The organism is Gramella sp. KN1008 (genome assembly GCF_004332155.1).
Classification (GTDB): domain Bacteria; phylum Bacteroidota; class Bacteroidia; order Flavobacteriales; family Flavobacteriaceae; genus Christiangramia.
Map to the genome: position 1 here is coordinate 17,387 of NZ_SJDV01000004.1, position 17,027 is coordinate 34,413.

Below are 17,027 nucleotides of genomic sequence, written 5' to 3' on the forward strand. Positions count from 1 at the left end.
AAAAAGCTTCAGATTTTTCTGAAGCTTTTTTTATTGGAATAAATTCAGTTTAACTCAATAAATAAACACCAAAAATACATACAATAAAGTATCCTGTAATGGTAAAAGCTCCTGCATAATCTTTTGCGACGCGCTGACCAAAAAGAAGCATCAGTAATGTGATGCAGGAAAGTACACAGGTATAAAGGGCCCAGGCTCCTTCGTCATAAGCTAATAGCCATATGATTCCAAGTATTGACAGTATTCCTGTGATAACCTCAAGTATCAGAACAACGGCAACCATCATAGGAACCATTCCTCCAAGGAAGGTGCCTGAGAAGTGGTCTTTAAGCCATCCGGTATTTCCTTTCCAGTCGGTAGCCTTATCTATGCCAGACTGCATAAATGTGATCAGAATAAAAATCAGGATGAGTAGTTCTGTTAAGTTAGCGGTAATATTTTCCATGTTTAAGCGGCTTTTTTATGTAAAAATCGGGTTAGTTTAATTGAAAGATCGGTAAATATTATTTTTCCATTTCCATTACGTTCTATATGATAGATCGCAGTTTCCAGTGCCTCGATTATATCCATGATATTGTTCCCGTGAATGAATGGCGCGAAATTCTCCAGTTTGAATTTCTCGCTGGACGGCTCCAGATAGACCAGATCTTTTGCCTTATAATTCATAAGCAGTGACTGCCTGAAGAAATCTATACAATATAGAAGAAAGCTCTTCTGGGTTTCCCGGTTTAGCCCCGCAAGTTCCTCGCTCCAGGAAATAAGTTCAAGAACAGTAGACTTATTGCCTTTAGCCTTGAAGGCACTTCTTACCCAGCTGATGAACCAGGTTTCAAATTGCTCGTCACTGGAATCCTTTTTCAACAGATGGTTGGCTTTGGTATAATCTCCGTTTGCCTGGTGAGCTATTTTCCTGGCGAGGGAGGGGTCACAATTCTCTCTTTCTACAAGGGCCTCGGCAATATCTGCCTCACTTAATGGCGGAAAATGAAGGCTTTGGCATCTTGACCTTATTGTCTGTATTATCTGTTCTTCATCTTCAGCTACCAGGATAAAAACTGTGCTGTTTGGAGGCTCTTCTATTAACTTTAGCAGTTTATTGGAAGCAGCGATATTCAGTTTCTCCGGCATCCAGATGATCATTACTTTAAATCCGCCTTCATAAGATTTAAGGGACAGGGATTTCATAATATCCTGAGCCTCATGGATACTAAGCTGACCTTGCTTATTTTCTATTCCCACACATTGATACCAGTCATATAAACTCCCATATGGATTATCCTTTAAGAAAGTTCTCCACTCCTCTAGAAAATGTGAAGAGACCGGGTGTTTTTTGATCTTATCATTGGCGGCAACAGGGAAAGCAAAATGCAGGTCTGGATGCGAAAAATTCCGGAACTTCATATTGCATGCCTGAGACTCTTCAGTATCATTTTCTCCTCCTGAGTTTTTGCAAAGAATATACTGAGCATAAGCTATCGCCATAGGCAGAGTGCCACTTCCAGAGCTTCCTGTGAAAAGCTGTGCATGAGGAATCCTCTTTCTATCGGCCGTGGTCGTGAGGTGATTTTTTATGTGCGGAAGACCAATTACATCATTAAAAAGCATAGGCAAATATAAAATTATATAAGCTTTATTATCTTCGGAAAAAATTATATTTGTAAGAAAGCATTACTATGAAAACTATAGACGATTACAATTTTAATAATAAAAGGGCATTAATACGAGTTGACTTCAATGTTCCGCTTAATGAAGAAATGAAGGTGACCGATGCGAACCGCATCGAAGCAGCGAAACCTACAATTATTAAAATTCTTGAGGACGGTGGTAGTGTTGTTCTAATGTCTCACCTTGGAAGACCTAAAGGAAAAGAAAGCAAATATTCTCTTCAGCATATCGTTGATAAGGTTTCTGAGGTTATTGGAGTGGAAGTAAAATTTGTTGAAGACTGTATTGGTGAAGAGGTTGAGAAAGCGGCTAAGAATCTTCAGTCGGGAGAGATCCTTTTATTGGAAAATCTTCGTTTTCATGATGAAGAAAAAGAAGGCAACGAGGCATTTGCAGAAAGACTTTCAAAATTAGGTGACATCTATGTGAATGATGCCTTTGGTACTGCCCACAGGGCACACGCCTCTACTACGATTGTCGCTAAATTCTTTGAAGATAAATGCGTTGGATATTTACTTGCAAAGGAAATTAAAAGTCTTGATAAAGTATTGCACAGCAAAGAAAAGCCTGTAACAGCTGTTCTTGGGGGAGCAAAGGTCTCTACAAAGATCACTGTTATAGAAAATATTCTGGATAAAATAGACCATCTTATTATTGGTGGAGGGATGACCTATACCTTTGTTAAGGCTCAGGGCGGCCATATTGGAAATTCTTTGGTTGAGGAGGATAAACAGGAACTTGCCCTTGAAATCCTTAAAAAAGCGAAGGAAAAGGGAGTTGAAGTTCATCTTCCTGTAGATTCTGTTATTGCAGATAGTTTTTCAGAACAGGCAAGTACCCAAACAGAGAGTGTGGATAATATCCCGGATGGCTGGATGGGGCTTGATGTAGGCCCGGAGACCATTCAGAACTTTTCAAAGGTTATAAATGATTCTAAAATCATTCTTTGGAATGGTCCGCTGGGAGTATTCGAAATGGATACTTTCGCTAAGGGAACTATTCAGTTAGGTGAGGCTATTGCCGAAGCTACTAAAAATGGTGCATTCTCACTCGTAGGAGGTGGAGACTCTGTTGCCGCTGTTAAAAAATTCGGTTTTGAAGACAAGGTAAGTTACGTTTCCACTGGTGGCGGGGCTATGCTAGAAATGCTTGAAGGAAAATCTTTACCTGGTATTGAAGCAATTAACAAGTAAAGAGGTACGAATTTTGATGTTTTTTCGTTCGTTATTGTAAAATGAATATATGCTGAAACGAAAAATTTTATTGTTGTTGATTCTTGTAGGGATACCGGTCCTTGCGCAGGAGAAAGAGAAAAATGAACGAATAGAAAAAGCGAATTTCAGGGTCCAGATCTTCCAGAAAAGCGATAACATCGATATCAAACTAGCACAGCCGGATCCCGAGTTCAGGAATAAATTACCTATTTCGGCGGTTATAAGGGATTCTTCTAAAGTTGCTTTAAAAGACCTTCCGAAGGCTAAAACCATAGACTCTTTATGGAAAATGGAGTTAACCAATTCCGACCTGTTCGAGACAATGCAGAAAAGCATTCATGAGCAGGATTATGAAGAGGTAGTCTATAAAGAATTGCCCACAGACACCCTTAAGGCACGTCTAGCACGCTTAAATGCCAGGACTCCATTTAATGTTGAATACAATCCGATCCTGGAAAGCGTTATAAAATCTTACCTCAAAAGGAATAAAAAAGGAATGGAGCGGCTTATGGCATTAAGCAGTTACTATTTCCCTATGTTCGAGCAGGAACTTGATAAATATGATATTCCTCTGGAGATTAAATATCTGGCCTTGGTGGAATCAGCGCTTAATCCAAGGGCCAAGTCCAGGGTGGGAGCCACCGGCTTATGGCAGTTCATGTTCACCACTGGAAAAATGCATGGTCTGGATGTAAGTTCTTATGTAGACGAGCGTATGGATCCGGTGAGATCTACTGAAGCTGCCGCTAAGTATCTTGCTAGCCTCTATAAGGTTTTTGGAGATTGGGATCTTGTACTAGCCTCTTATAATTCAGGGCCGGGAAATGTATCCAAAGCTATAAGGAGAAGTGGGGGAGCTACGGATTACTGGCATTTAAGAAGATATCTTCCACGTGAAACAGCGGGATATGTACCTGCATTTCTAGCTACACTTTACCTTTTTGAATATGCCGATGAGCATAAATTCCAGCCTAAAAGACCCGATGTGGTCTATTTCGAGACCGATACTCTCCAGGTGAAACATATGCTTACATTTGATCAGATAAATAAGATAACGGGGGTTGAAAAGGAAATGCTCCAGTTTTTAAACCCGAGTTATAAACTTGATATCATACCTTTTGTAGAGGAAGAAAAATACAGTCTTAGACTACCAAAGTATGCAGTAGGTAAATTTGTTAGCAATGAAAATGCGATCTACCAGTATGCCCAAAATGAACTGATAGAGAAGGAAAAGGAGCTTCCACGTTATGTGGAAACCGAAGATCGCATTCGCTACAGAGTGAGAAAAGGAGATTATCTAGGTAAGATAGCCGAGCGTTACGGAGTAGGCATCAGCAGTATAAAGAGATGGAATAATCTGAGAAGTAATAACCTTAGAATAGGTCAGTATCTTACCATTTACCCTCGAAAACCGGTGGAGGTTACGTCCAGTTCAGAAAACTCTACTTCAGGCAAAAATTCAAATCCTAAAGTATATACCGTGAAGAAAGGAGATTCTCTTTGGAGTATTTCTAAAAAGTTTCCGGGTGTTACGGTACAAAATTTGAGGGCTTGGAACGATATGAACACAAATAGTCTGAAACCCGGTATGAAACTTAAGGTTTACAAGGGCTAGGATTATAACCAAAACCGAAAAAATGAAACGTAGCTTAGGCCTGCTAGCCATTCTTATCTTATTGTTTTCCTGTAAAAATGATAAAACCTCTCCTAACGATCGTATTCTCAGCGATTCTTCTGGAAATATTAATCAGTTAACCGTCGTAATAGAGAACGATCTCTGGGAAGGACAGGTAGGTGAAGCTATACGTGATAATCTTGCGGCCCCGGTAGACGGGTTGCCTCAGGAAGAACCTCTTTTCAGTTTAAGCCAGATCCCACCTAAGACATTTACAGGTTTTGTAAGGAACAGCCGTATCTTTCTAAAGATAGAAGAAGGTGAAAAAGGTATGGCCCTGGTATCTGACGAATTTGCAAGACCTCAAACCGGTATAGTTGTACAGGGCAGGGATCAGGAAGAAATAATAGAGGTGATCAATAAAGAATCTGATTCTATTATAAGTCTTTTAAAGAAAACCGAGCTTAAGGAAAAGCAAAGAAGAATCAGAAAGTCTTTAAAGAAGGATGAATCGCTTCAGGAAAAGTTTGGACTAAAACTTAATTTTCCTTCTGCGTATCGATATGCTAAGGAAGATGATGACTTTGTTTGGATTAGGAAAGAGATACCAAAGGGGAATATGGAGATTCTTGTTTATGAAGTCCCTATAAGTCGTATAGAAAATGATTCCAGCGTGATCGCTAATATTTCTAAAATGAGGGATTCCATAGGAAAGGCTCAGATCCCCGGACCGGTTGAAGGTTCATACATGATCACGGAAAAAGCCTATGCACCATATCTTTTTGAGACTAAAATAGGTGGCAAGTTTGCTTATGAAACGAGAGGAACCTGGGAAGTGCAAAACGCTTTTATGGCTGGCCCTTTTGTGAATTACGCAGTTAAAGACGAAGCGAATAACAGGTTTTTAATTCTTGAAGGCTTTGTTTTTTCTCCTTCACGGGGGAAACGGGACAATATTTTTGAGCTGGATGCCATTCTCCGCTCAGCGAAGATAAAGTAACTAAAAAACCCAACTGAAAAGTTGGGTTTTTTTATGTGTTATATAGGGTGGAAGACTATTTATTCTCCTCCGGAACTTTTTTACCGTCATCTGGAGTTGCTCCCTTATCATCATCTTTGGAAGCATCCTTAAATTCTTTAATACCGCTACCAAGCCCTCTCATTAATTCAGGAATTTTACGCCCTCCAAAAAGCAATAATATCACCACTACAATTAAAATAATTTGCGGCGCTCCTATGGCCAAAGGCAAAATAAATGCATTCATGTCTTTTAATTTAGTTTTACAAACTTAACAAGAATTAAGCAATATTAACGTTAAGAAGTCAATAAATTGCCTTTCATAAATACCTGGTATTTTATCTTTTGTAGAGGTATAATGAGGGAATTTATTTAATTTATCTTTGTAAAATCTAAACTGGTCTATGGCAAAGGATAAAAAAGACAAAAAGAAGTTTACCAAGAAATTGCTCCATAAATATCGAATGGTTATCCTCAATGAAGATACCTTCGAAGAGCGTTTTTCTTTTCGTTTGACCAGGTTAAATGTTTTTGTAGCGGTAGGACTTTCAGCAATCTTCCTCGTTGCTGCAACCACTGTGCTCATCGCTTTTACCCCTCTTAGAGAATATATCCCTGGCTACTCATCGACAGAACTTAAGGAAGAAGCTGCGAATCTGGCCTATAAGACCGACTCCCTGCAGAATGTGATCCGACTTAACGATCAATATCTTTCTTCCATAAAAAGTGCTCTAACCGGTGAGTTTGACCTTGAACGCCTTGACAGGGATTCAATACTTAGCCAGCCAATTTCAGACCAGGAATACGAGGAGATCAACCGAATAAAAGCTGATTCTTTATTAAGGGAAGAGGTGGCTCAGGAAGATAAATACAATATCCTTCCCACTGCTACAGATAATATCAATTTTTCACTATTCCCTCCCGTTAAGGGTTCGATATCTGAACCTTATAGTATTGAAGACCGTCATTATGCTGTAGATATCGTGGTTTCACGAAATGCACCCGTAAAATCGGTTGCTGATGGTAGAGTTATCTTTGCCGAATGGACCGCCGAAACAGGTTATGTAATGATAATTGAACATAGTTACGGGCTTCTTTCAGCATATAAGCATAATGCTTCTTTAACCAAATCTCAGGGTGATATGGTAAGGGCCGGAGAAGTAATAGCCACCGCGGGGTCTACTGGCGAATTAACCACTGGTCCGCATCTTCATTTTGAACTCTGGAACGAAGGTAACCCCGTAGACCCTTCAGAATATATTGATTTTAATTAGTTTATGTCTATAAAGTCTTTTGCAGCTAAAATATTTGCCGCTTACATCAGAAAGAAAATTGACAAATGGGCCAGTGATCCGCATGGAACCCAGGATAAGGTCTTTAAAGATCTTATTGAAAAGGCCAGAAATACACAGTTTGGTAAGGATCATGATTTTTACAACATAAAGTCACATTCAGATTTTGTAGCCAAGGTTCCGGTTAGGGATTATGAAGAGCTTCGCTATTATGTAGATAAAATGGTAGCGGGAGAAGAAGATGTACTCTGGCCCGGAAAGCCGCTATATTATGCCAAAACTTCGGGCACTACCAGTGGAGCTAAGTATATTCCCCTTACAAAGGAATCCATGCCTACTCATATCCATGCCGCCAGAAATGCCATTTTATGTTATATAAACGATACGGGCAATTCAGGCTTTGTAGATGGTAAAATGATCTTCTTACAGGGAAGCCCTGAACTTAACGAAAAAAATGGGGTGAAACTGGGAAGACTGTCGGGGATAGTAGCGCATTATGTGCCCGCTTATCTGCAGAAAAACCGAATGCCCAGCTGGGAAACAAACTGTATTGAAGACTGGGAAACTAAAGTGGATGCGATAGTGGATGAAACTCTTAAGGAGGATATGTCAGTGATCAGTGGGATACCTTCATGGGTGCAGATGTATTTTGAGAGACTTATTGATAAGACCGGGAAAAAAGTGGGTGAGATCTTTCCGAATTTTGATCTTTTCATTTACGGGGGCGTGAATTATGAACCGTACCGTTCAAAATTTGAAAATCTTATTGGTAAAAAGGTGGATAGTATAGAACTCTATCCTGCTTCTGAAGGCTTTTTTGCCTTTCAGGACAAACAGGACGAAAAAGGCATGTTGCTTCAGCTGGATTCAGGGATGTTCTATGAATTCATAAACGCCGATGAATTCTATGACGAAAACCCCCGAAGATTATTGCTGAAAGAAGTGGAAACAGGCGTTAATTACGTGATGATTATCTCTTCAACAGCCGGTTTATGGGCCTATAATATTGGAGATACAGTTCAGTTTACGTCGCTGAAGCCATACAGGGTGATTGTTTCCGGTAGAATAAAACATTTTATTTCGGCATTTGGAGAGCATGTGATCGCCAAAGAAGTGGAGGAAGCCATGCAGGAAGCGGTAATACAAACAGGGGCTGCCATTAGCGAATTTACGGTGGCGCCGCAGATTAATCCGGATGGAGAAGAACTACCTTATCATGAATGGTTCGTGGAATTTGAGAAGGAACCGGAAGATTTGAATAAATTTGCCGATATAATTGACAAATCGCTGCAACGGCAGAACTCCTATTATTTAGATTTGATAGAAGGGCATATTCTCCAACGGCTAAAGATCACCAGGGTGCCACGGAATGCTTTTCAGGTGTATATGAAGTCAATAGGTAAACTTGGCGGACAAAACAAGCTTCCAAGACTGTCTAATGACCGGAAAATTGCCGATAAATTATACGAGATCATTTAAAAAACTACTATGTCTATATTGAAATTACAGGGACGAACAAGAGCACAGGAAAGTTCCGGTGCAATTGAACGCATGTATATAACCATGAGGCATCTCTTTAACCGGGGTTTCTATAAACCAATGGGAGTTTCGGGAGAAACCTTAAGGGAATCCCTTTTTACACTTAGGCCGGAGATCTATGGGTCCATAGCCGATGAGAAGGCCGAGCTGGAGGGATTGCTGTATGTTATTGACAGGCTTCCAAAAGGGATTGAAGAATGCCGTTATATCAATCTTACCAGTGACGAGGGTTACGGGAATTCTCATTTTAAACCTATCATTCCGCCAAAAAGAAGGAGAAACTGCTACCGGATAGATGAGGAGCAGATGAATATTGAGATCACCCGCGGGAGATCTGAAATTTATGATATCCTGACTCATTTGACCTTTCTTTTTATTGAATCCCATAAGATCATGAAAAGGGTTCTAATAGATGAAGATGGCAGTGTGAATCGTGACTGGGAGAAACTTGAGTTTGCCGCTAATCAGGAAGAGCTAAGCCAGGCACAGCGGGAGGTGGCCCTAACCCATACTGCAAGTATTCTGGGACGTACATTTCATGAGTTAAACCTGGTTTATCCAAAGTTTTCCACCCCTGGTAATCCTGATAGATTCCTGAGGATTATCTGGTCTCTAGGAAAAATGGCCATTCAGGAAACCATTGATAATAAGAAACGGATCATCACCTTTAGTCCCGTATTAAGAGAGCGACTCGGCCATCACATTCATGGTGAGATCTGGGCAAATAATATTAAGCTCAAATTAATTGAGAACGATCTTATGCATCGGCCTCTTCATATTATTAGTGCCAATATGCATAGTGTGATGAATACTCTATACACTCCTTACGCTTTTAAGACAGAGCTAAAAAAGAAGAAAGTACTGAGTATTTATGAAGAACTGAGCGATAGCGGTAATGGAGGATTGCGGAATAAGGTTACTAAAGCTGCGCTGGATAAGGGTATGTTCTTTATTGAAGATAAGAGCGGGACAAATATTGATGTGCAGATCTTCGATACAGCAAAATTGGAAGCAGGCTTTAATAATACCAATTTCGTTAATCTAAGTCCCGAAGAAAAGCCCGTGATTATTGTAATGGATTATGCTTTTGGAGAACAGGCGTATGAAACTATGGATGAGCTATTGAAACCTTTGAACCATAAAGATAAGGAGTTCAGAATGAACGTGAGGTCCATTTCAATTATGGGTAAAGCAGGAATTCTTGAAGGAGGGAAGGGAGACATTATGATCCCCGATGCCCATTTATTTGAAGGTACGGCCGATAATTATCCTTTTAAAAATGAACTTAAAAAGTCCGATCTTGACGGACATGGGATCAATGTGGTTGATGGAGCGATGATTACCGTTTTGGGAACCTCGCTTCAGAATAAGGATATTCTGAAATTCTTCCATGACTCCACGTGGAACGTGTGTGGACTGGAGATGGAAGGAGCGCACTATCAGAAGGCGATTCAGGCGGCTTCCAGGTTAAGAGGGAGTATAGACGAGAACGTAAAGGTAAGATATGCCTATTATGCTTCAGATAATCCTCTTGAGACCGGTAGCACACTGGCTTCCGGAGGACTGGGAACTTCAGGTGTTAAACCAACCTATCTTATTACAGAAAAGATCCTGGAACAGATTTTTAATTCATAAAACCAAAAAATGCAGGTAGAAGAAACACCCTTAAAAGACTGTTTTCTTATAAAACCTAAAATATTTGAGGATCATCGGGGTATTTTCCTTGAGACCTATCACCGTAAACGCCTTGCTGAACTTACAGGAATAGATGCCGAATTCGTTCAGGATAACCAGTCGGTTTCCAGTTATGGAGTACTTCGCGGTTTGCATTATCAAAAAGGTGAGTTTGCGCAAACCAAGATTGTGCGGGTCATCTTCGGTAAAGTGCTGGATGTGGTGGTAGACCTTAGACCTGATTCCCCTACTTTTAAAAAGACCTATTCGGCCATTCTGGACGATCAGAACCTGCATCAGCTTTATGTTCCAAAAGGTTTCGGGCATGGATTCCTCACCCTTTCTGAAAAGTCGGTGTTTGCTTATAAATGTGATGATTATTATAAGCCTGGCTCGGAAGGTGGAATAATTTACAATGATCCGGACCTGAATATCGACTGGAATTTTCCGGAAACCGAGATGATTCTGAGTGAAAAGGACAAAAATTTGCCAACCCTTAAGGAAGCTTTTCAATGAAAACTATTCTGGTAACAGGAGCAAACGGGCAGCTAGGGCAATGTTTTCAGAAACAGGCTAAGAAATATCCAAATTATCACTTCTTATTCTGTTCGTCTAAAGAACTGGATATTACCTCAAAACAAAGTCTGGAAGAAACCTTTAGTGAACAAAATATCGATTATTTTATCAATACTGCGGCTTATACGAATGTAGAGCAGGCGGAAAAAGAGAAGGAGAAAGCTTTCGCATTAAATGCTGAGGCTGCCGCTAATATTGCTGAAATTTGTAAAAAGTACAACGCGACGCTTTTTCATTTTTCCACAGACTATGTCTTTAACGGAAAGACTTCCAGACCTTATTCTGAAACTGATCAGGTTGAACCGATAAATGTATATGGAGCTTCAAAGCTGAAAGGGGAGGAGAATATTAAATCGATTTTTGACCGGTATTTTATATTCAGGACTTCATGGTTGTATTCAGAATTCGGCCATAATTTTTTTAATACCATCCGGAGAAAAGCTGATGAGAAGGCTGAGCTGAACATTACTACCTCTCAATTGGGAACCCCTACAAATGCAAATGATCTTGCCGAATTCGTTTTGAAAATAATCAATTCGGGTTCAGAAGAATACGGACTCTATCATTTCAGTGATCTGGGAGAGGCTACCTGGTATGATTTCGCAAAGGAGATCCTGGATTACTCCGGAAAAATAGATCAGGTCACCCTAAATAAAACCGGATTCTATAAGACCCTTGCGGAAAGACCTGCTTACAGTGTGCTTTCCAAGGAAAAGGCTCAACATAATTTCGGATTCAGAATTCCGGAATGGAAGGAGAGTCTTCACCTGCTTATTGATGAAAAATGATTACTTTTTAAGCAATTAAACTCTTATGGCTAAAAGAATACTTATTACCGGTGCGGCCGGATTTCTTGGATCACACCTCTGCGACCGTTTTATAAAAGAAGGATATGAGGTTATTGGTATGGATAATCTTATAACCGGAGATCTGAAGAATATCGAGCACCTTATACGTAATGAGAATTTCGAATTTTACCATCATGATGTGACGAAATTCGTTCACGTAGCTGGTAAACTTGATTATATCCTTCATTTTGCTTCTCCGGCGAGTCCCATTGATTATCTGAAGATCCCAATTCAGACACTCAAAGTCGGTTCTCTGGGAACACTTCATTGCCTTGGTTTGGCAAAAGAAAAGAATGCCAGGATCCTGATTGCCTCAACTTCTGAGGTATATGGCGATCCCCAGGTACATCCGCAGAACGAGGAATATTACGGAAATGTGAATGCTATTGGCCCAAGGGGAGTCTATGATGAAGCCAAAAGATTTCAGGAATCTATCACTATGGCCTATCATCGTTTTCACGGACTGGAAACCAGGATAGCGAGAATTTTTAACACCTACGGCCCCAGGATGAGGTTAAATGATGGAAGGGTGATCCCGGCATTTATTGGTCAGGCATTAAGGGGAGAAGACCTGACGGTTTTTGGAAATGGTTCACAAACCAGGTCTTTTTGCTTTGTAGATGACCAGGTTGAGGGTATATACAGGTTGCTTTTAAGTGAGTATTCAGACCCAGTGAACATTGGGAATCCTGACGAAATAAGTATTCTTGATTTTGCTAAAGAGATCATTAATCTTACCGGAACCGATCAGAAAATAGTCTTTAAGGAATTGCCTCAGGATGACCCAATGCAAAGACAGCCCGATATTTCAAGAGCAAAGGAAGTTTTGAACTGGGAGCCTAAAGTTTCAAGGCAGGAGGGAATGAAGATCACTTATGAATATTTCCGGAATTTAAGTGAAGATGAACTTGAAAAAAGGGAGCATAAGGATTTTTCCAAACACATCAGAAGATAAGGATGAAAGATTACGGATTAGTTTCGGTAATAATGCCGGCCTATAATTCGGAGGCCTTTATTTCTGAAGCGATCCTTTCGGTTCTCCAACAAACTTATCCAAACTGGGAGCTTTTGATAATAGACGACGGCTCGTCAGATTCCAGTTTTCAGATCATTGAGAAATATTCAAAGACCGAGGCACGTATCCGTATTCTGAAAAATCCTACGAATCAGGGCACCCATATTTCCCGGAATAAAGGAATTAAAGCGGCAACAGGCGACTTTATAGCTTTTGTTGATGCAGATGACCGGTGGAAGCCCGAAAAGCTTCAGAAGCAGCTCCAAATTCTTTCAAAAGAAGGTATTCCAGCCTGTTTTTCCAGCTATGAGCTTATTAGTGAAGATGGAAAACCATTGAATAAAAAAATAGAGGCCTTACCGGTGCTTACTTATGACAAACTGCTTAAAGCAAATTATGTAGGAAACCTGACGGGGATCTACAGTGTAAAGGCACTGGGAAAGATCTATTGTCCCGCAATTCGAAAGCGACAGGACTGGGCCTTATGGCTTAAGGTGATAGAAAAAGGAGGGCCTATGCAAAGTATTCGTGAATCCCTGGCAGTTTACAGAGTTAGAAAGAATTCCATTTCGAATAATAAGCTGGAGATGCTTAGATATAATTTCAGGATCTATAATCAGGTACTTGGCTATGGTCTTATAAAAAGCTTATGGAGAATGTTGATTTTTCTTAATGAACAGTTTTTCATAAAATCCAGGCAAATTAAGCCTATTTGAGGAGGGAGGTGAACTGTTTCAGTTTTCCGCTTGGGCTTCGTTTCAGGATCTCTTTTCTTTCAAATCTGATATTTAGATTTTTACCCACGTAAGTTTTTATTGCATCCAGGATCCTGATCTTCTCTTCTTTTGAAAGTTCATTTTCACTAACATATTCAATCCTGAAGCTCTCTATATCTGTTTGAATTATAACGAATTCCTTAATGTTACCGCTATCTTCAATCACCGTTTTGGTTACGTAGTAAAAGGTAAGGCCAGGTACTACCTTACCATCGGGAAGTCTGGCAATATCATTGGTGCGGCCTATCAGCTTTTCAAGAATCGGTTTTTTAAGTGTACTTTCTTTAGACAGGCAGCCAATATCACCAATATCATACCTGATCATGGGATGAGCCTTATTGAAAAGAGAGGTGATCACCACCCGGCCTTCTTCACCGTAGGGTAAGATATTATCATTTTCATCCAGTATCTCAAGATAGAGATCTTCAGAATTCACGATCCAGTGATTGTTTTCATCCTCAAACGCGATAAGGCCCACTTCGCTTGCCCCATATTCATTGATTACCGGCACACCCATGGAATTTTCAATAAGTTCCTTATCCTTTTCAAATAGTCTTTCAGAAGTGACTATACATATTTTAAGGCTGGGGCATAGCTCTTTAAGAATAATTCCCTTGTCCTTTAAAAATCGGGCAAAAAGGACGATCGCGCTTGTATATCCATTCAGATAATCAAAATTGGAATTGCGAAAACGTTTCAGAAAAGCTTCCATTTTGGGCTCACTAAGATCAAAAATATTAAAACGACGTCTCAGGCTTATCCTGTCTTTGAGCCTTTCCTGGATATTTCCATAGAAATCCAGAGGAATCCCATAAAACCTTGCCTGCAGGGATTTGTTGAGGTCTATGTCATACCATCTATACCTATCCTGAAAACCAGCCCAGGTCAGGGCATGGGCAAATCTATTTTTGGCAAATATGAAGGGATGCCCGCTACTTCCAGAAGTCTTTCCCACATACGCGGTTTTTGTGTTATAGGTTGAGCTTAAACGTTCCCTGAGAGGATGCTGAAGATCTGCCTTTTTCATGATTGGAACATATTTCCAGTCATCAAAACCATCCCAGTTAAAGAATTCACGGTAGAATGAATTATGCTGAATATGATAATCTATGATAGAATTCCTTCGTTTTCGCTGATATTCAGCATATACCTCTTCCGGGATCGCCTGGATCTTCTCAAGGGTTTTTTGCGCCCTTTTAATGGGGAATTTATTGAGTTGTAGTGAAAGTTTGAACCAATCCAAGGGCAACAGTGCTTTTTTAACAAATTTATTGGTGCTTCAATTTACAAACAATTATTTTTGAGGCAATAATTAAAATTAGATGCAGATGAATATCCTTATCCTGGGCTCAGGTGGCCGCGAACATACTTTTGCTTATAAGATCGCCCAAAGTACCAAGTGCGATAAACTTTTTGTAGCACCTGGGAACGCAGGAACTGCGGAAATTGCTGAAAACCTGGATTTAAATCCAATAGATTTCGCGGCAGTTGCAAATACTGCTCTTGAAAAGGATATAAAAATGATCGTTGTTGGGCCGGAAGATCCGCTTGTGAAAGGAATCGTTGATTTCTTCAAGAATGATGAAAGGCTGAAGGATATTCAGATCATTGGCCCATCGGGTAGGGGAGCGTTGCTGGAAGGAAGTAAGGAAAGAGCCAAGGAATTTATGGCCATGTATGATATCCCCACTGCTGCCTATGAAAGTTTCAGTTTTGAAAGCCTTGAAGCCGGTAAAAACTTCCTGGAAACACTTAAACCTCCCTATGTTTTAAAAGCTGACGGACTAGCGGCAGGGAAAGGAGTACTGATAATTGATGAGCTTGAGGAAGCCAAAAAGGAGCTTGAGAATATGCTTTCAGGGAAATTTGGTGCTGCCAGTAAAAAGGTGGTTATCGAAGAATTTCTTGATGGGATAGAATTAAGCGTTTTTGTACTTACCGATGGGAAAAACTATAAGATCCTGCCTACAGCTAAGGATTATAAAAGGATTGGAGAAGGAGATACCGGCCTGAACACCGGGGGAATGGGAGCTGTGTCACCTGTTCCGTTTGCCGATGATGAATTAATGGGGAAGATCGAGGATCGTATTGTAAAACCCACGGTGAGAGGTCTTCAGGAGGAAGAAATCGATTATAAAGGATTTGTTTTTATTGGTCTTATAAAGGTTAAAGGCGAACCTTATGTAATTGAATACAATGTAAGAATGGGAGATCCTGAGACCGAAGTCGTACTGCCGCGTATAAAGACAGATCTGGTTGATTTATTTCAAAAAACCTGGGAAGGTAACCTGGATCAGATAGATGTGGAGGTGGACGAAAGAGCAGCTACTACTGTAATGCTCGTATCTGGTGGTTATCCTGAATCTTACCAGAAAGGAAAAACCATTACAGGTTTAAAAGAAATTGATAATTCTATCGTTTTCCATGCTGGGACAAAGAAAGATGGAGAGGAGATTGTAACCAGTGGAGGACGGGTTTTAGCTCTAACCTCATTTGGAAAGGATTACAAAGAGGCACTAAAAAAATCTTACCAAAGTGCAGAAAAACTGCAATTTGATAAGATGTATTTTAGAAAGGATATAGGTTTCGATTTATCCTAGGAACGAATGAGAAGTAGATTCCCTGTTCTCTTCGTTTCTATCGTTGAATTTCTGTAACTGCTTCATCCAGTAGAAGAATGCAAGGAAACCAATGATAACGAAAATCCAGTTAAGGATATTTGCAAGAAACCAGGAATCCAGTTCAAGTTCTCTTAAAGCATCAAGAGGATAAAAAAGTATGTTTTCAAAAAGCCAGGCTATTCCCTCAAAAAAATCTTTCATTGTTTGAACTTTGTTTGTGCTTACAAAAATATAAAAAACGCCAATGCTAACAAGCTTTTTTAGCAAATCCAAGCCTTTAAACCTTACGGTGATCATTCTGCTTATGTGTGTTTTCTATATTGGCGTGAATTTCACAACATGGGAAAATGGCTTTAGCTGGGGAGAATTTTTAGAAAAACTGGCAGTTCTTCTTGTGCTAGTACTAAGTCTGCTGGTTCTGAATTTTATTGCTAAAAAGAATGAGCTAACAAAACGCAGCGCCTATAAAACTTTATTATTTGCGGTTTTTGCCATTTCATTTTTTAATTTATTACAGAATGGATCTGTTATCATAGCTAATCTTTGTATTCTTTTTGCTCTTAGGAGAATAATAAGCCTCAGATCTCACAAATTCATTCAGAAGAAGATATTTGATGCGGCTTTCTGGATAAGCATCGCAACGCTCTATCATTTCTGGTCGGGTCTTTTCTTTGCCATTGTTTTCTTTGCTATTCTTAATTTTGCATCAGCATTCAGGAACTGGCTTGTACCGTTAGTGGGATTTCTGGCGGTAGCCTCGTTAACCATTTGTTTCCATTTGTTGGTTTATGATCAGTTTTATACATTTTCAGACTGGTTCCAGGCGAGTAACTTTGATTTTTCAGGTTATGGAGAAGTGAAGGTCCTTGTTCCCCTGAGCATTACGCTTGGCTTATTACTATGGACACTTTTTCAGTATTTTGGGACTATACAAAAGGCGAGTATCACGAGGCGGCCCATCCTGAGTATGATTTTGTTCAGTCTCGCAGTATCAATAGCTGTAGCTATTTTTTCCCCAACCAAGGACGGGAGTGAGCTGATCTTTTTTTTCGTTCCCCTTAGTATAATCGCTTCAAATTATTTTGACAGTAAAAAGGACAGGATTTTCAAGGAGATCATTCTTGCCACTCTTATCCTGATGCCTTTTATAGTAGCATTTGTGGTATAACATTCA

The 17,027-nt window shown here is 39.9% G+C and carries 17 protein-coding genes; 12 read left to right on the forward strand and 5 right to left on the reverse strand.

The window, feature by feature from the left end; translation table 11 throughout:
- Positions 1–49 precede the first annotated feature (49 nt).
- Both EZJ28_RS08320 and EZJ28_RS08325 read right to left on the reverse strand, forming a co-directional pair.
- On the reverse strand, positions 50–445 hold the full coding sequence (locus tag EZJ28_RS08320) for a DoxX family protein (protein ID WP_131396776.1): 396 nt from the start codon (positions 443–445) through the stop codon (positions 50–52).
- A gap of 2 nt (positions 446–447) precedes the next feature.
- On the reverse strand, positions 448–1,605 hold the full coding sequence (locus EZJ28_RS08325; protein ID WP_131396778.1) for a DNA polymerase III subunit delta': 1,158 nt from the start codon (positions 1,603–1,605) through the stop codon (positions 448–450).
- A gap of 68 nt (positions 1,606–1,673) precedes the next feature.
- Between EZJ28_RS08325 and EZJ28_RS08330 the strand changes: the two genes are divergently transcribed.
- From EZJ28_RS08330 to EZJ28_RS08340, 3 genes are read left to right on the forward strand one after another with little or no spacing between them, the layout of a single operon-like run.
- Positions 1,674–2,858, forward strand: a complete 1,185-nt coding sequence (locus tag EZJ28_RS08330) for a phosphoglycerate kinase (RefSeq protein WP_131396780.1) — start codon at positions 1,674–1,676, stop codon at positions 2,856–2,858.
- A gap of 49 nt (positions 2,859–2,907) precedes the next feature.
- Complete coding sequence (locus EZJ28_RS08335; RefSeq protein WP_131396781.1) at positions 2,908–4,494, forward strand: lytic transglycosylase domain-containing protein; 1,587 nt, start codon at positions 2,908–2,910, stop codon at positions 4,492–4,494.
- Positions 4,495–4,516: 22 nt separating this feature from the next.
- A complete protein-coding gene (locus tag EZJ28_RS08340; protein ID WP_131396783.1) occupies positions 4,517–5,494 on the forward strand; it encodes a DUF4837 family protein in 978 nt (325 codons plus the stop codon).
- Positions 5,495–5,549: 55 nt separating this feature from the next.
- Here EZJ28_RS08340 and tatA read toward each other — a convergent pair whose 3' ends face one another.
- Positions 5,550–5,759 (reverse strand): twin-arginine translocase TatA/TatE family subunit, encoded by a 210-nt coding sequence (gene tatA / locus EZJ28_RS08345; RefSeq protein ID WP_131396785.1) that lies wholly within the window; start codon positions 5,757–5,759, stop codon positions 5,550–5,552.
- A gap of 157 nt (positions 5,760–5,916) precedes the next feature.
- On the opposite strand from tatA, the gene EZJ28_RS08350 reads away from it, so the two are divergent.
- The 7 genes from EZJ28_RS08350 to EZJ28_RS08380 are packed head-to-tail and all read left to right on the forward strand — an operon-like array spanning position 5,917 to position 13,172.
- Positions 5,917–6,786 carry a M23 family metallopeptidase gene (locus tag EZJ28_RS08350; protein WP_131396787.1) on the forward strand — a complete coding sequence of 290 codons (870 nt, stop codon included), beginning with the start codon at positions 5,917–5,919 and terminating at the stop codon, positions 6,784–6,786.
- 3 nt (positions 6,787–6,789) lie between these two features.
- Positions 6,790–8,283 (forward strand): GH3 auxin-responsive promoter family protein, encoded by a 1,494-nt coding sequence (locus EZJ28_RS08355; protein ID WP_131396789.1) that lies wholly within the window; start codon positions 6,790–6,792, stop codon positions 8,281–8,283.
- A gap of 9 nt (positions 8,284–8,292) precedes the next feature.
- Positions 8,293–9,978 carry a DUF6909 family protein gene (locus tag EZJ28_RS08360; RefSeq protein WP_131396790.1) on the forward strand — a complete coding sequence of 562 codons (1,686 nt, stop codon included), beginning with the start codon at positions 8,293–8,295 and terminating at the stop codon, positions 9,976–9,978.
- A gap of 9 nt (positions 9,979–9,987) precedes the next feature.
- Positions 9,988–10,533 (forward strand): dTDP-4-dehydrorhamnose 3,5-epimerase, encoded by a 546-nt coding sequence (gene rfbC, locus EZJ28_RS08365; protein WP_131396792.1) that lies wholly within the window; start codon positions 9,988–9,990, stop codon positions 10,531–10,533.
- Positions 10,530–11,381 carry a dTDP-4-dehydrorhamnose reductase gene (gene rfbD, locus EZJ28_RS08370; RefSeq protein WP_131396794.1) on the forward strand — a complete coding sequence of 284 codons (852 nt, stop codon included), beginning with the start codon at positions 10,530–10,532 and terminating at the stop codon, positions 11,379–11,381. Before rfbC ends, rfbD begins: the two co-directional genes overlap by 4 nt.
- Positions 11,382–11,406: 25 nt before the next feature.
- On the forward strand, positions 11,407–12,396 hold the full coding sequence (locus EZJ28_RS08375; protein ID WP_131396796.1) for a UDP-glucuronic acid decarboxylase family protein: 990 nt from the start codon (positions 11,407–11,409) through the stop codon (positions 12,394–12,396).
- Positions 12,397–12,398: 2 nt separating this feature from the next.
- The gene (locus EZJ28_RS08380; RefSeq protein WP_131396798.1) at positions 12,399–13,172 is read left to right on the forward strand and encodes a glycosyltransferase family 2 protein; all 774 of its coding nucleotides are present in this window, start codon (positions 12,399–12,401) and stop codon (positions 13,170–13,172) included.
- On the opposite strand, the gene EZJ28_RS08385 is transcribed toward EZJ28_RS08380, so the two are convergent.
- On the reverse strand, positions 13,165–14,475 hold the full coding sequence (locus tag EZJ28_RS08385) for a phenylacetate--CoA ligase family protein (RefSeq protein ID WP_131396800.1): 1,311 nt from the start codon (positions 14,473–14,475) through the stop codon (positions 13,165–13,167). The two genes, EZJ28_RS08380 and EZJ28_RS08385, sit on opposite strands and share 8 nt — an antisense overlap.
- An 85-nt stretch (positions 14,476–14,560) precedes the next feature.
- Between EZJ28_RS08385 and purD the strand changes: the two genes are divergently transcribed.
- Positions 14,561–15,832: a phosphoribosylamine--glycine ligase gene (gene purD, locus EZJ28_RS08390; protein ID WP_131396802.1), complete on the forward strand. Its 1,272-nt coding sequence runs from the start codon at positions 14,561–14,563 to the stop codon at positions 15,830–15,832.
- Here purD and EZJ28_RS08395 read toward each other — a convergent pair.
- Positions 15,824–16,054, reverse strand: a complete 231-nt coding sequence (locus EZJ28_RS08395; protein ID WP_131396804.1) for a uracil phosphoribosyltransferase — start codon at positions 16,052–16,054, stop codon at positions 15,824–15,826. The genes purD and EZJ28_RS08395 overlap by 9 nt on opposite strands.
- Positions 16,055–16,097: 43 nt before the next feature.
- Between EZJ28_RS08395 and EZJ28_RS08400 the strand changes: the two genes are divergently transcribed.
- Entirely contained in the window at positions 16,098–17,021 is a 924-nt protein-coding gene (locus EZJ28_RS08400) for a DUF6427 family protein (protein ID WP_131396806.1), read from the forward strand.
- The last annotated feature ends 6 nt before the right edge of the window (positions 17,022–17,027 follow it).